12 protein-coding genes are annotated in these 14594 nt (G+C 69.7%); 4 read left to right on the top strand and 8 right to left on the bottom strand.

Annotated elements, in window-relative coordinates; translation table 11 throughout:
* Window positions 1-528 precede the first annotated feature (528 nt).
* Together ACWEOE_RS09835 and ddaH are read right to left on the bottom strand one after the other, a co-directional pair.
* A complete protein-coding gene (locus ACWEOE_RS09835; protein ID WP_452006432.1) occupies window positions 529-1155 on the bottom strand; it encodes a polysaccharide deacetylase family protein in 627 nt (208 codons plus the stop codon).
* 89 nt (window positions 1156-1244) lie between these two features.
* The gene (ddaH, locus tag ACWEOE_RS09830; protein ID WP_452006429.1) at window positions 1245-2087 is read right to left on the bottom strand and encodes a dimethylargininase; all 843 of its coding nucleotides are present in this window, start codon (window positions 2085-2087) and stop codon (window positions 1245-1247) included.
* Window positions 2088-2160: 73 nt separating this feature from the next.
* Between ddaH and ACWEOE_RS09825 the strand changes: the two genes are divergently transcribed.
* The 3 genes from ACWEOE_RS09825 to ACWEOE_RS09815 all read left to right on the top strand — a co-directional run bounded on the left by ACWEOE_RS09825 (window position 2161) and on the right by ACWEOE_RS09815 (window position 6003).
* Entirely contained in the window at window positions 2161-2607 is a 447-nt protein-coding gene (locus tag ACWEOE_RS09825; RefSeq protein WP_452006426.1) for an Lrp/AsnC family transcriptional regulator, read from the top strand.
* A gap of 385 nt (window positions 2608-2992) precedes the next feature.
* Entirely contained in the window at window positions 2993-4942 is a 1950-nt protein-coding gene (locus ACWEOE_RS09820) for a 2-oxoacid:acceptor oxidoreductase subunit alpha (protein ID WP_452006424.1), read from the top strand.
* Window positions 4939-6003: a 2-oxoacid:ferredoxin oxidoreductase subunit beta gene (locus ACWEOE_RS09815; RefSeq protein ID WP_452006421.1), complete on the top strand. Its 1065-nt coding sequence runs from the start codon at window positions 4939-4941 to the stop codon at window positions 6001-6003. The genes ACWEOE_RS09820 and ACWEOE_RS09815 overlap by 4 nt, the downstream gene beginning before the upstream one ends.
* 189 nt (window positions 6004-6192) lie before the next feature.
* Here the strand turns inward: ACWEOE_RS09815 and ACWEOE_RS09810 are convergent, their stop codons facing one another.
* Window positions 6193-7473 (bottom strand): sunset domain-containing protein, encoded by a 1281-nt coding sequence (locus ACWEOE_RS09810; RefSeq protein ID WP_452006418.1) that lies wholly within the window; start codon window positions 7471-7473, stop codon window positions 6193-6195.
* A gap of 15 nt (window positions 7474-7488) precedes the next feature.
* Window positions 7489-8538 (bottom strand): polyprenyl synthetase family protein, encoded by a 1050-nt coding sequence (locus tag ACWEOE_RS09805; protein WP_452006519.1) that lies wholly within the window; start codon window positions 8536-8538, stop codon window positions 7489-7491.
* Window positions 8539-8825: 287 nt separating this feature from the next.
* Between ACWEOE_RS09805 and ACWEOE_RS09800 the strand changes: the two genes are divergently transcribed.
* The gene (locus ACWEOE_RS09800; protein ID WP_452006415.1) at window positions 8826-9482 is read left to right on the top strand and encodes a hypothetical protein; all 657 of its coding nucleotides are present in this window, start codon (window positions 8826-8828) and stop codon (window positions 9480-9482) included.
* A gap of 19 nt (window positions 9483-9501) precedes the next feature.
* Here the strand turns inward: ACWEOE_RS09800 and ACWEOE_RS09795 are convergent, their stop codons facing one another.
* The 4 genes from ACWEOE_RS09795 to ACWEOE_RS09780 all read right to left on the bottom strand — a co-directional run bounded on the left by ACWEOE_RS09795 (window position 9502) and on the right by ACWEOE_RS09780 (window position 14594).
* Entirely contained in the window at window positions 9502-10212 is a 711-nt protein-coding gene (locus tag ACWEOE_RS09795) for an HNH endonuclease (RefSeq protein WP_452006412.1), read from the bottom strand.
* Window positions 10209-11288 (bottom strand): AAA family ATPase, encoded by a 1080-nt coding sequence (locus ACWEOE_RS09790; RefSeq protein ID WP_452006410.1) that lies wholly within the window; start codon window positions 11286-11288, stop codon window positions 10209-10211. Before ACWEOE_RS09790 ends, ACWEOE_RS09795 begins: the two co-directional genes overlap by 4 nt.
* 159 nt (window positions 11289-11447) lie before the next feature.
* Window positions 11448-12998, bottom strand: coding sequence for an NADH-quinone oxidoreductase subunit NuoN (nuoN, locus tag ACWEOE_RS09785; RefSeq protein ID WP_452006407.1), 1551 nt, complete (start codon window positions 12996-12998; stop codon window positions 11448-11450).
* 45 nt (window positions 12999-13043) lie between these two features.
* Window positions 13044-14594: an NADH-quinone oxidoreductase subunit M gene (locus tag ACWEOE_RS09780; RefSeq protein WP_452006404.1), complete on the bottom strand. Its 1551-nt coding sequence runs from the start codon at window positions 14592-14594 to the stop codon at window positions 13044-13046.

The raw sequence follows: 14594 nt of genomic DNA, 5'->3' as shown, positions 1-14594 counted from the left end.
GTTGGCCCCGCGGGGCGGCGTGCGGGTTTCGGGGGTGTTGGCCCCGCGGGGCGGCGTGCGGGTTTCGGGGGTGTTGGCCCCGCGGGGCGGCGTGCGGGTTTCGGGGGTGTTGGCCCCGCGGGGCGGCGTGCGTTGGGCGTGCACCCCGAAGCTGGAGTGTGCTGACGGCCGCTGAGCCGTTGTCAAGGCGGGAAAGCGTGCCTTGACAACGGCTCGGCGGCCGCAGTGAGGCTTCGGATCGGGGTGCGGGAAGGGGCCTGGGTGATACGGCCCTGCCTTGGTCAGGGGCCGTTGCGGTGATTCGTGGGCCGTTCGTTGCGGTGAGGCGGTGGGGTGCGCGGCCGAGTGCGGAGGTGCACTGAGTGAGGCCCGTGCGTTGGCTGGTGGGCCGTTCGTTGCGGTGAGCGGTGGGCTGCGCGGCCGAGTGCGGAGGTGCACTGAGTGAGGCCCGTGCGTTGGCTGGTGGGCCGTTCGTTGCGGTGAGCGGTGGGCTGCCTGTTGCGTTGGACTGGCGGGGTCGGCCCAAACCTAAAACGCAAGAAACCGCCCAGACCACCCGCCCGGCCGCCGCCCCACCACGCTCTCAACCCATCGGCGCTCGAGATCCCGATGCACCTCAACCCGCCGCTGCAACCACTCCCCACCCGCGCCAGGCCCTCGCCCGGCATAAACCCGCGTCGCCCCCGCCTCCCGAAGCCGACCCAACACCCGCCGATCCACGCGCCGCCCCGACAGTGAGTACCGGCGCACCGCCCGTCCGCTCAGCTCCCCCAGCAACCGCGGCGCCGCATCGAGTTCCCGGCGCAGGACCCGCTCCTCGAGCCGCCGTCCGCCGAACCGGTCCCATCCGTGTGACCCCACGTCCATTCCCGCCGCCACCAGCGAGCGCAGCCCTGCTCGGTCCACGAACCCCCGCGACCCGACGCGGCCGGCGAGCGGGAAGAACTCCCCGCGCAACCCGCGCTCCACCAACCTCGGCAACGCCACCTCGACGTCCGAGACGTTCCCGTCGTCGAACGTCAGCCGCGACTCGGGGCACCGGGCGACCACGTCCAGCAAGGTCTCGAACTGCTCCACCGTGATCCAGCGTTCGTCCTCGCCCGGGTCGAGCGCGCGCTGGGGCCTGCCGATGCCGTGCACGGTGAAGTTGACCATCGCACCTCGTCCCGGTTCGGAGCGTCGGACCTCCTGGTGTCCCGATTAATCGGATTGGCAAATGGAGTAGTTACACTATCTACACAAAGTTATTTGCGAATCTCCAAAGTGCAGCACTTCGGCCCGCCGCCGGCCTTCCGCAGTTCGGAAATGTCCAGGTAGACGGGCTCGTAGCCGCGCGAGGCAAGCTCCGCGCCCAGCCCGGTCGCCTCCAGGGGCAGCACGACGTTGCGCCCGTCGGACACCCCGTTGAGGCCGAAGCACGCAGCATCGGCAGCCGTGGCGATCACCGCGTCGGGGAACAAGCGCCGCAGCACCCTTCGCGAGCCGGGCGAGAAGGCCTCCGGGTAGTAGGCGATCTGGCCACCACTCCCACCGTCGGCCTCGGTGAGCACGAACAGTGCCGTGTCGAGGTGGTAGTAGCGCGGGTCGACGAGGCTCAGCGACACCACCGGCACGCCGAGCACCTCCTGCGCCTCCGCGTGCGCGGCCTGGTCGGTGCGGAAACCGGTGCCGGCGAGCAGCAGCCGGCCGGTCCAGGCGAAGTCGCCCTCGGCCTCGTTGATGCGCTCGGGCATGGTGAGGTCGCGGTAGCCGTGCTCGACGAACCAGCGGCGGAAGTGCTCGGCCTCGGCCGCGCGCTGCGGCGCCCGGAAGCGCGAGCCGAGCACGCGCCCGTCCACGACCGTGCCGGAGTTCGCCGCGAACACCATGTCGGGCAGGCCCGGCTGCGGCTCGATCTCCTCGACGGTGTGGCCGAGGCGCCGGTACGTGTCGCGCAGCTCGGTCCACTGCGCCACGGCGACGTCGGCGCTGACCGGCTTGGTCGGGTCCATCCAGGGGTTGATCACGTAGTCCACCGCGAAGAACCGCGGCGGGCACATCAGGTAACGGCGGGTGGTGGGCACGCGCTGCACAGACTCTGCCTGCATAGACGCAGACTAAGGTCGGCCTAATACGCAATCAATCGCTGTTCGCTGCGCACATACCTGCTAAACATTGCGTGTGAACACCATCGACCAGCGAATCGTTTCCTGTCTCGTGGCCAACGCGCGTTCGAGCTACGCCGAGATCGGCAAAGTCGTGGGGCTGTCGGCCCCGGCGGTGAAGCGCCGCGTCGATCGGCTGCTGGAAACGGGTGTGCTGCGCGGCTTCACGGCGGTGGTCGACCCGGAGGCGCTCGGGTGGGGCACCGAGGCGTTCGTGGAGGTCCACTGCCAGGGCAACGTCACGCCGGCCCGCATCCGCGCGCGGCTCGAACCGCTGCCGGAAGTCGTGGCCGCCTACACCGTCTCGGGTGCGGCCGACGCGATCGTGCACCTGCGCGCCGCCGACATCCACCACCTCGAGACGGCGCTGGAACGACTGCGGGGCCTGGAGATCATCGACCGCACCGTGTCGACGGTCGTGCTGTCGCGGCTGCTGGAACGGCCACCGAACCCGCAGGGCTGATCCAGGTGCGCTCGCGCGTTCATCGAGAACTCGAATGGAACTCATCCACATGTCGGGACGCGGATGCGGGACCAGTCCATTCGGTGGCATCGTCCGTGTCACAAACCGGGAAATCCGGTTTGTGTGGACCATCAGGGGGAGACGTGCGTCACTGCGGCTACCCGGTTAATCCCGTTACCATCGGTTACAGGTAACGAAGTGCGCCCGTCACCGATGCCGGGAGGGAAACCTTCCTCTCCGGGAACCCCACACTTCGGGAACTCCCGAGTCCCCGACGAGTAACCTCGGGAGTGGCCTGGTGATCCAGCCGACATCGCCGGGCGGGCGTTTCCCCGGGGGCCGACCCGGGGTCGCAGCACGTCGGGAGAGAGGGATTCCCTGACCCATGAGCACGAGTGCGAACGGCGGTCCGGGAAGCACGGCGGCCGGCAACGGCCACAGCAACGCTTCCCTGACCAGCTCGAGGTCCACCGAAGTCAGCAAACTGGATCGGGTCGTGATCCGGTTCGCGGGTGACTCGGGTGACGGCATGCAGCTGACGGGCGACCGGTTCACGTCCGAGGCCGCGGCCTTCGGCAACGACTTGTCGACGATGCCGAACTTCCCCGCCGAGATCCGGGCGCCGCAGGGCACGATCCCGGGTGTCTCGTCGTTCCAGGTGCACTTCGCCGACTACGACATCCTCACCCCCGGCGACCGGCCCGACGTGCTGGTGGCGATGAACCCCGCGGCGCTGAAGGCGAACCTGCGCGATGTGCCCCACGGCGGCACGATCATCCTCAACACCGACGAGTTCACCAAGCGCAACCTCGTGAAGGTCGGGTACGACAACGACCCGCTCGACGACGAGACGCTCTCGGCCTTCCAGGTCCACCGGGTCGCCATGTCGACACTCACGCAGGGCGCGCTCGCCGACACCGGCCTCGGCAAGAAGGACGCCGAGCGGTGCAAGAACATGTTCGCGCTCGGCCTGCTGTCGTGGATGTACCACCGGCCGACCGAGGGCACCGAGCGGTTCCTGCACGAGAAGTTCGCGAAGAAGCCGGACATCGCCGAGGCCAACGTGCTGGCGTTCCGCGCGGGCTGGAACTACGGCGAGACCACCGAGTCGTTCGCGACCACGTTCGAGGTCGCGCCCGCGAAGCTCGACCAGGGCACCTACCGGCAGATCACCGGCAACACCGCGCTGGCCTACGGGATCGTGGCGGCCGGGCAGCAGTCCGGGCTGCAGATCCTGCTGGGCACCTACCCGATCACCCCGGCGTCGGACATCCTCCACGAGCTGTCCAAGCACAAGAACTTCGGCATCATCACGTTCCAGGCCGAGGACGAGATCGCCGGCATCGGCGCGGCGCTGGGCGCGTCCTACGGCGGTGCGCTGGGCGTCACCTCGACCTCCGGCCCGGGCATCGCGCTCAAGTCCGAGACCATCGGGCTCGGCGTGATGACGGAGCTGCCGCTGGTCGTGATCGACGTGCAGCGCGGTGGTCCGTCCACCGGCCTGCCGACGAAAACCGAGCAGGCCGACCTCCTGCAGGCCATGTTCGGGCGCAACGGCGAATCGCCCGTGCCGATCATCGCGCCGCTCTCGCCGGCCGACTGCTTCGACGCGGCGATCGAGGCCACGCGGATCGCGCTGAAGTACCGCACGCCGGTGCTGCTGCTCTCCGACGGCGCCATCGCCAACGGCTCCGAGCCGTGGCTGATCCCGAACGTCGAGGACCTGCCGGACCTGCGCGTCGAGTTCGCCACGGAACCCAACGCCACCAACGACTCCGGTGAGTTCTGGCCGTACGTGCGCGACCCGGAGACGCTGGCGCGCGCCTGGGCCGTGCCGGGCACGCCGGGGCTGCAGCACCGCATCGGCGGCCTGGAGAAGGCCGACGGCACCGGGCACATCTCCTACGATCCCGACAACCACGACAAGATGGTGCGGCTGCGCCAGGCCAAGGTCGACGGCATCGACGTGCCCGACCTCGTGGTCGACGACCCCTCAGGCGGCAAGGCCCGCGTGCTCGCGCTCGGCTGGGGCTCGTCCTACGGCCCGATCGGCGCGGCCTGCCGGCGCGTGCGCAAGCTCGGCATGCCGATCGCGCAGGCGCACCTGCGTCACCTCAACCCGCTGCCCGCCAATCTGGGCGACGTGCTCCGCTCCTACGACAAGGTCGTGGTGCCGGAGATGAACCTGGGCCAGCTCGCGCTGCTGCTGCGTGGGAAGTACCTGGTGGACGTGCAGTCGTACACCAAGGTGGCGGGGCTGCCGTTCAAGGCCGAAGAGCTGCAGAACGTGTTCGCAGAAATCATCACCAGCACCATCGCGGAGGGCGTCAAGTGACCGCCATCGACCTCGGACTGCCGCAGCTCGGTGGTCTGGACCTCGTTCCCACCACCGATGAACCGCAGAAGGCCAAGGACTACAAGTCCGACCAGGAAGTTCGCTGGTGCCCCGGCTGCGGTGACTACGTGGTGCTCAACGCCGTGCAGTCGTTCCTGCCGACGCTGGGTCTCAAGCGCGAGAACATCGTGTTCATCTCGGGCATCGGCTGCTCGTCGCGCTTCCCGTACTACCTCAACACCTACGGCATGCACTCGATCCACGGCCGCGCGCCGTCGATCGCGACCGGCCTGGCCACCACGCGCCCGGACCTGTCGGTGTGGGTCGTCACCGGCGACGGCGACGCGCTGTCCATCGGCGGCAACCACCTGATCCACGCGCTGCGCCGCAACGTGAACATCAAGATCCTGCTGTTCAACAACCGGATCTACGGCCTGACGAAGGGCCAGTACTCGCCGACCTCGGGCCAGGGCATGGTCACCAAGTCGACGCCGATGGGTTCGGTGGACACGCCGTTCAACCCGCTGTCGCTGGCCATCGGCGCCGAGGCGTCGTTCGTGGGGCGCGCGCTGGACTCCGACCGCAAGGGCCTCACCGAGGTCCTCGAGGCGGCGGCCCGCCACCGCGGCTCGGCCGTGGTGGAGATCTACCAGAACTGCCCCATCTTCAACGACGGCGCCTTCGACGTGCTGAAGGACAAGGACGAGGCCGCGTCCCGGCTCATCCCGCTGAAGGCCGGCGAGCCCATCCGCTTCGGCGCCGAAGGCGAGTACGGCGTCCGCCGCGGCGAATGGGGCGGCCTCGACGTCGCCAAGGTGACCGACATCGGCGAGGACAACCTGGTCGTCCACGACCCGTCGATCGCCGACACGTCGTACGCCTTCGCGCTCACCCGCCTCGGCGACCAGAACCTCAACCACGTCCCCACGGGCATCCTGCGCTCCGTCGAACGCCCCACTTACGACGACGGCGCCCGGGCCCAGGTGGAAGAGGCTCGCGCCGCCCGCAAGCCGGACCTGCAGGGCCTGCTGCGCGGCAAGGACACCTGGACTGTCGTTTGATTCTCTGAAGCACAGAAAACTCAGCCACAGAGCGAGATCGCGCCGGTTTCTTCCCACCCGATGTGGGCGGCCCCCCGGGCCGACCATGTCGGGTGGGAAGGAGCCGGCTCAAAGGCGATCTCGCACGCGGCGGCGGAGCCGACGCCAAAAACACAGCTTTCTTGATTGCTCCGGCGAAGCCGCAAGCAATCAAGAAAGCGGCCGGAAGCCGACGCGTTCGGCGTCCGCGGCCGTGCGGAACCAGACTTCCGCGACCATGCGGGGGAACTGCGGGGATTCCTCGGTGCAGTACCGCAACGCCGTGACGCTCGCCTTGACCGTGAAGGCGTCCGAGGGTCGGCCGCCGCCGGGGCGGGGCATGGCCGAGCCCGGGCCGAAGGGGCCAGGGGGCACGGAGTCCTCGGCGGTGTCGCGGGCCGGGGGCGGTTCGGGGGCGGCCATGGCGGCGACCTGGTTGGGCTGCACCGACGGCTCGAACAGCGAACCGCTGTGCGCGCCCGTGAGGTCGGGTTCGCGGCGTTCGACCGCGCGCATCGACGGCTGGATCGGCTGCGGCGGGTCGAACCCGCCGCGCGGCGACTCGCGGGGCTGGCGCTTCGGGAGGCCGCCGGGTTCCGGCGGTTCCTCTGTGGACTCTTCGGCGACGTCCTCGGCGGGAGTCACCGGGGCGGCCGCGCCCGGCGTGAGGTGCTCCGTGGACTCCGGCTCGTCGAGGTAGTCGCCACCCGGTGCGTCCTCGAAGGGCGAGCGCTCGGGCAGCTGCTTCGAGAACCAGTCCGATTCGGACTGTTCCGCGGCGGGCTGGAACAACGACACCGGTTCCTCGGCCGCCGGCTCGAGCCGGCTTTCGAATGGCTCCAGCTTGCTCTCGAACGGTTCCACGGCCCGGTGGTGGCCGCTGGCGTGGTCTTCGTCGGCAGTGTCGAACTCGGCACCGTCGAAGTCTTCGACCGCGTGGTGGTAACCGCTGTCCGACTCGCGCGAGACCGGGCTCAGGTACTCCGTCGCGGCGGCGCGGTACATCGAGCCGCTGTCGACGGCGGACACCGCCGCCGGCTCCGCGCGCTCGGGTTCCGGCGCCGGCTCGTCGGCCAGGCGGTACTCGGCGTCGTACTCCGCCTCCGGGTCGAACCCGGCGGGCGGCGTGGCGGCGATCAGCTCGGTCGGCGCGTGCTCGCGTTCGTCGCGCGTCCAGGCCGGCTCGCGGTCGGGCTCGGCGAACCCGGAGGCGACCGAACCCACCGGCTCTTCGGGGGCGTCCACCGGCGGCAGCACCGAAGTGCGGGCCGACGCGGCGAGCGCGGCCGCGTTGGCCGGCGTGCGGGCGTTCTCGGCGTGCGCGGACGCCAGCGCCTCTTCGAGCTCACGAATGCGCTTGCGCGCCGGTAACACCAGGACCAACCAGGCCACGAGCGCGCCGACGAAAAACGCCAACAAGCTCCACAGCCAGACTTGTCCGAAAATGGACATCCGTTTTGCCCCTTTTTAATGCGTCCGCGCGACCAGGTAGTCGGCGACCGACTCGCAAGCGTCGCGGGCAGGGGAAGCGGGCAGCGCTGCGAGCTCGGCACGTGCCCGGGAAGCGTAGTCGGAAAGGGTGACGCGCGCGCGTTCGAGTCCACTCGAACGGCGAAGCAGCTCCAGGGCCTCGGCGACCACCTCGTCGTCGGCGATCGGGCCGGCCAGCAGCTCCACCAGCCGCGGGTCGGCGTCCGGGTCGGCCAGCGCATAGAGCATGGGCAGCGTGCGCACGCCTTCGCGCAGGTCCGTGCCCTGCGCCTTGCCCAGCTCGTCGGACGGCGACGCGATGTCGATGATGTCGTCGGAGATCTGGAACGCGGTGCCGATGATCTCGCCGAAGCGGCGCAGCGCCTGGATGTACTCCTCCGGCGCGCCCGACATCATGCCGCCGAAGCGCCCCGACGTCGCGATCAGCGAGCCGGTCTTCTGCGCGATGACGGTGAGGTAGTGCTCCACCGGGTCGTCGCCGGGGCCGGGGCCCACCGTCTCGCGCATCTGGCCGGTCACGAGCTCGCCGAACGTCTCGGCGATGATCCGCGCCGCGTCCGTGCCGAGGTCGGCCACCAGGCGCGACGCGTGGGCGAAGAGGAAGTCGCCGGTCAGGATCGCGACGGTGTTGTCCCAGCGCGCGTTCACGCTCTCCGCGCCGCGCCGCATGGTGGCCTCGTCCATCACGTCGTCGTGGTACAGCGTCGCCAGGTGCACCAGCTCCACCGCGGCGGCAGCGATGAGCACGTGGTCGTCCTGACGCGGCCCGAACTGCGCCGACAGCAGCGTGAACAGGGGACGGAAACGTTTGCCCCCCGCCTCGACCAGGTGCAACGCCGCGTCGTGCACCGCCTGCACATCGCTCTTCACGACGTCCCGCAACATCGCCTCGACGTCCGCCAGCCCCCCGGCGATCGCCCTCAGCAGCTTCTCGTCCTCGATCTGCAGCCCGACGGTCGCGCGGAGGTCCTCGACGGCGCCATCCCGCGCAGCGGTGGCTCCCGCCCCCGGGGGTGGTGAAGACACAGACACGTCGGCTCCGCTCTCTCATGCGCCAGTCGGGTTATCCGGCTTTCAGAGTAGTGGCTACCCCTGGTACGCCGTTTACCCGCTGTCCAGGGGAAACGGTGACGAACATGACACCGGGGGGCAACTCGGTCCCAGAAGTCAAGGCCGGGCCACGAAAGGGTTGATCCCCTGGCACCGACGAGTGATCAGCGGCCAGGACCGCAACGGGGGAAACGGCCGCGCGGATATTCACTCAGTGGGAGAAACCGACGGTCGCTCCCCGGCACCAGGAGGAGGACAAGGTCATGCGGAACACGAACATCAGGCGGGCGGGGCTCGTCAGCGCGTTGCTGGTGGCCGGGAGCGGGCTCGCGGGCGCGCCGGCGCAGGCGGATACCCCGGCGGGCGTGGCCGACCTCGGTGAAGCGAGCTTCACCAAGGGCTCGACCACGGTCACGGTGCCCACGCTGGCGCCCTGCGCGGTCGAAGGCCCGACCAGCGCCTCGGCCGGCTCGCTCAGCAAAACCGGCCTGAGCTGGGGCGGCGGCACGTCCTCCTGCACGACCACGGTCGTCGACCCCGACAACGACACCACCAGCACCAAGTCCACCGCCACGGGCAAGAACTTCGAGCTCTCGGCCCTCGTCAGCGCCGGCGGCCCGCGCATCCGCCTCTCGAGCTACACCGTCACGTGCGACGCCGTGCAGAAGCAGACCAGCGCCAACTGGACGTTCAGCGGTCTCGCCGGCATCACCGGCCTGCCCTCGCCCATGCCGGCGGGCTACACGAAGCCGATCACGAAGTCGAACGGCACCGTGCTGGCCAACGCGGTTTTCAACACTCAAACGCTCCCGGGCAACGGCAGCATCAGCCTGACCATGCTCCGCATCGATTTCCTCCCTGCTTCGGGCATCACCGGCTCAGTGACCGTCGGCCGCACGGCCTGCTCCCCGACGCCGTAACTGTCCCTGCTCCGCGACGCTAAGCCAGCAGTTCAGCACGCAGCTCGGCGTCGCGGAGCAGGTCGAGCAGGGAAGGGTCGCCGAAAACGCGGGGAGCGCCCGGCAGGAGGGCTTGGCGCAGCATCGCGTGCAGGACGTCGGCGTGCGGCTGGTCCCGCAGGGTCCACACGGCGCGGCGGCGCGTCTCGGCGTCGCCATTCCACCAGTGGAACACCAGGGCCGTCACCTGGTCCACGGCGGCGGCCCGGCCGCGTTCCAGCAGGGGCCGGTTCAGGCCGCACACCTCGATCGTCGCGCGGCCCTTGTCGGTCAGCGCCCGGTAGGTGCCGATGGACAGAACCAGGAACAGGTGGTCCAGCGGATCCTCGGCCGTCGGGTCGATGAGCAACGGTCGGCCGAGGCCATCCACCGGGAAGCGGTCGCGTTTGTGGTGGCTGTTGCAGTACTCGCACGCCAGCAGGTGGTTGAGCCAGTCGAACGCGCGGTGCGGAGCCAGCGCCACCGGCTCGAAGTGGTCCACAGTGGACCCGAGGCCGTCGCCGCAGTACATGCAGTAGCCGCGGCCCGCCGCCATCGACGTGAGCCCCGTGCGGATCGAGCGGCGGGCGCCGCGGGCGGAAGTCCACAAGCGACGCGCGGTTTTGTTGTCCCCCGGCGGAATCCGGGCGGTCAGCCGAGCCAGCTCGGCGGCCACCAGGGCGGGCAGCGCCACCCGGCGCAGCCCGATCACAGGTCGTCGAGGTGGCGCGTGACGTCGTCCACGCGGCTCGGCGGTGAGCTGCTCAGCCGGTCGCGCAGCTGTTCCCACTCGCGCACACCGTCGTCGTCCGCCTGGCCCGTCGCCACGAGCAGCTCAAGCTCGGCGAGGTGCTCGCGCAGCTCCACGGCGCGCGGCGAATAGGGGCTGTCGAGCCCGAACAGGTCCGACAGCACCGCGTCGTCACCGCTGCCGTAGACCACGCGCTGGTACAGCTCGTCCGACACCACCCGCGGCGGCTCCTGCTCGTCCGGCCCCGGCAGGCGGATCAGGCCACCCGGGTCCGCGGCCTGGCACACGTACGGGCTGTGCGTGCTCACCACGAACTGGATCCGCGGGAAGTGCGCCTTCAGCCAAGGCCCGATCCGCTTCTGCCACGACACGTGCAGGTGCGCGTCGACCTCGTCGATCAGCACCACACCGGACGCGTCGACCCCGAGCCCGGCGTCGGCGAGCTGGCGCACCAGGTCGACGACCAGCGCCGTGACCGTGCGGTACCCGTCGCTCATCTCGCGCAGCGGGAAGCGGTCGCCGCGGTAGGACACCCACAGGCCGTCGGAGTCGACGTCGCGCACGCGGTAACCGTCGGGCAGCAGGCCGTCGCCCAGCAGGCCCAGCACGGCGTCCTTCAGCTCCCGCGCGCCCGCCTTGCCCTCCAGCGCGCGCAGGTGCTGGTTGATCAGCCACGCCACGCCTTCGGACAGCGAAGCGTCCTCGCTGAACAGGCTCGCCACCCGCGCGAACTCGCCGCGCATCAGCGACTGCGCCTCGGGCGCACCGCCGGCCAGCCGCCGGAACGGCCCGTAGCCCGCGCAGAACGCCGGCCCCTCCCCCACCACGTCAACGGCAATCGAGCTGCCCTCGGCGATCAGGCTCTCCGCGAACGGCAGCTGCACGAGCGCCTGCGCCAATGCCCGCAGGAAAGTGGTCTTGCCCGACCCGTTGCGCCCGGCCAGCACGGTCCAGCCGGGCCCTGGCAGCTTCAGGTCCACCGTGCGGGCACCGCGGAACCCCAGGACGTCCGTGATCCGCACCCGCTCGATGTGCACAGAACCAGCTTATAGGCCAGGCACGGCAAAGGAACCACTCAGCGAGATCGCGCCGGTTTCTTCCCTCCCGATGCGGGCGGCCCCCCCGGGCCGACCGTGTCGGGAGGGAAGAAACCGGCTCAAAGGCGATCTCGCACGCCTCGGCGGAGCCGAGGCCAACTACACAGCGAAACCGCCAGAACTCGCCCAGCTGAGAGCGAACGAGGGCACCAGGCCCAGCACCAGGGTCACCACCACGCCGAGCGTGATGGCCGCCGCGGTGAAGCCACCCGGAATCGCCACCGTCGGACCGTCGGCGGCCGGCTCCGAGAAGTACATCAGCACGATCACCCGCAGGTAGAAGAACGCGGCCACCGCGCTGAACACCAGCGCGATCACCACCAGCGGCGCCATGCCGTCGGACAGCGCCGCGGAGAACACCACGAACTTGCCCACGAACCCGCTGGTCAACGGGATACCAGCCAGCGCCAGCAGCAGGAACGTGAACACCCCGGCCAGCACGGGCGAGCGTTTCGCCAGCCCCGCCCAGGCCGACAGGTGCGTGGCCTCACCGCTGGAGTCGCGCACGAGGCTGATCACGCCGAACGCCGCCAGCGTGGTGAAGCCGTAGGCCAGCAGGTAGAACAGCGTGCTCGACAGCCCGTCCTCGGTCATCGCGATCGTGCCGACGAGCAGGAAGCCGGCGTGGGCGATCGAGGAGTACGCGATCATGCGCTTCACATCGGTCTGCGTGAGGCCGAGGATCGCGCCGATGGCCATCGAGATGATCGCCACCGCCCACAGCACCCCGCGCCACTCCCAGCTCGTGGAGGAGAACGCGACCGACAGCACGCGCAGGATGGCACCGAACGCGGCGACCTTCGTGCACGCGGCCATGAAACCGGTGACCGGCGTCGGCGCGCCCTGGTAGACGTCGGGCGTCCAGGTGTGGAACGGGCCGACCGAGCCCTTGAACAGCAGGCCCACCACCAGCAGGCCGAGGCCCGCGAACAGCAGCGTGTCGGAGCGGTCCGAGCCGGCCGCCGCGTTGGCGATCTCGCCGAGCTTCACGGAGTTCGCGTAGCCGTAGAGCAGCGCAAGGCCGTAGAGGAAAAACGCCGACGAGAACGCACCGAGCAGGAAGTACTTGACCGCCGACTCCTGCGAGATGAGCCGCCGCCGCCGGGCCAGGCCGCACATCAGGTACAGCGGCAGGCTCAGCACCTCGAGCGCGATGAACATGGTGAGCAGGTCGTTGGCCGCGGTGAAGGCCATCATGCCGCCGAGCGCGAAGAGCGTGAGCGGGAAGACCTCGGTCTGCGACGTCGTCGCCGAGGCGACCTGCGCGCGGTCCTGCACGGTGCCGGGGCTGATCGCGGCCTGGGCCACGAACGCGCCACCCGGCTCCACCTTGCGGTCGGCGATGAGGAACACCGCGCCGAGGCCCAGCAGGAGCAGCGTGCCCCAGAGGAACAGCGACGGCCGGTCCACCGAGATCGCGCCGGCGAACGTGGTCACGCCCGCCTTCGTCGACGACGAGCCGGTGGCGTACTTGATCAGCGCGACGCCGGACGCGACGATCGCGACCAGGGTCACGATGACCTGCGTGTACCAGCGTGACGACTTCGGCGCGAACGCCTCCACCAGCACGCTGATGCACGCCACGCCGAAGATGATCAGCAACGGCAGCACGGCCGCGTAATCGACCGAAGGTGTCGCCACCTGGGTCACCGGAGCCTGGGCGAGAACAGGCCCAGAAAGACTGTCGAGCACGGTTTACTTGCCTCCCTGCACGGCAGACAGCGTCGCCTGCACCGACGGGGTGATCGTGTCGAGGATCGGCTTGGGGAAGAAGCCCAGGCCGATGATCAGGATGACCATCGGGGCCAGGATCGCGATCTCCCGCCCGCCGAGGTCCTTGATGGCCTTCTTGGCCCCGAGCTCCGGCGCGATCGCCGTGCCCGGGCCTCCGCCCACGCCCACGAGCGCGTCACCGCGCACCGGGCCCTGCATGATCCGCTGGTAGAGCCACAGCACGTAGGCCGCGGCGAGCACCATGCCGACTGTCGCGATGATCGTGTACACCGGCTGCGTCACGAAGGAGCCCAGCAGGACCAGCAGTTCACTGACGAACGAGTTGGTGCCCGGCAGCGACAGCGCGGACAGACCGGCGATCAGCAGCATCCCGCCGAGCAGTGGGGTCACCTTCGCCATGCCGCCGTAGTCGGAGATCCGCGTGGAGCCGCCCCGCGTCACGATCAGGCCGATCACCACGATCAGCATCCCGGTCGAGAGGCTGTGGTTGAGCATGTACGAGACCGAGCCGATCATCGCCTGCTCGTTGAAGGCGAAGATACCCAGCGAGATGAACCCGAAGTGGGCGATCGACACGTAGGCGATGAACCGCTTCATGTCCGACTGCCCCGCCGCGAGGATCGACCCGTAGATCACGCCGATCACCGAGAGCACCAGCACCAGCGGCGCCAGCGTCTTGCTCGCCTCCGGGAACATCGGCAGGCAGTAGCGCAGGAAGCCGAACGTGCCGACCTTGTCGAGCACACCCACCAGCAGCACCGCGACACCGATCGGGGCCTGGCCCGCGGCGTCCGGGAGCCAGGTGTGGAACGGCACCAGCGGCGCCTTGATCGCGAACGCGAGGAAGAAGCCGAGGAACAGCCACACCTGCGTGCCCGTGGGGGCGTCGCGCACGACCGTGACCAGCGTGGCCCAGTCGAACGTGCCCTTGCCCAGCTTGTCCGACGCCAGCGAGTACGCGCCGATCGCCGAGGCCAGCATGATCAGGCCGCCGAGGAACGAGTAGAGGAAGAACTTCACGGCCGCGTACTGCCGGTTCGCGCCGCCGTAGCCCCCGATCAGGAAGTACATCGGGATCAGCATGATCTCGAAGAGCACGTAGAAGAGGAACACGTCGGTCGCCGCGAAGACGCCGATCGTGATCGCCTCCTGCAACAGGATCAGCGACAGGAACCCGCCGGCGCTGCGGCCGGCCGGGAGCTTGTCGGTGAGCCCGAGCGCGCCCACGACGATCGGCACGAGCAGCGCGATCACCGCGATCATGATCAGCGAGATGCCGTCGGTGCCGAACGAGATGTGGATGCCGAAGGCCGGGATCCAGTCCATCGTGGTGGCCTGCTGGATCCGGTCTCCCGAGGGCGAGTAGCTCGCCCAGAACGGGATGATCAGCAGGAACTCCACAATGGACACGACGAGCGCGGTCGCGATCGCGGCCCGGTCGTTCCCCTTGAGGAACGCCAGCACCAGCGAGCCGACCAGCGGCAGCAGGATGAGCGCCAGGAGCCAAGTCAT

The organism is Amycolatopsis sp. NPDC004368, assembly GCF_053602515.1.
Note: the sequence above shows the minus strand (reverse complement) of the source record. Positions and strands in the feature narration are given on the sequence as shown.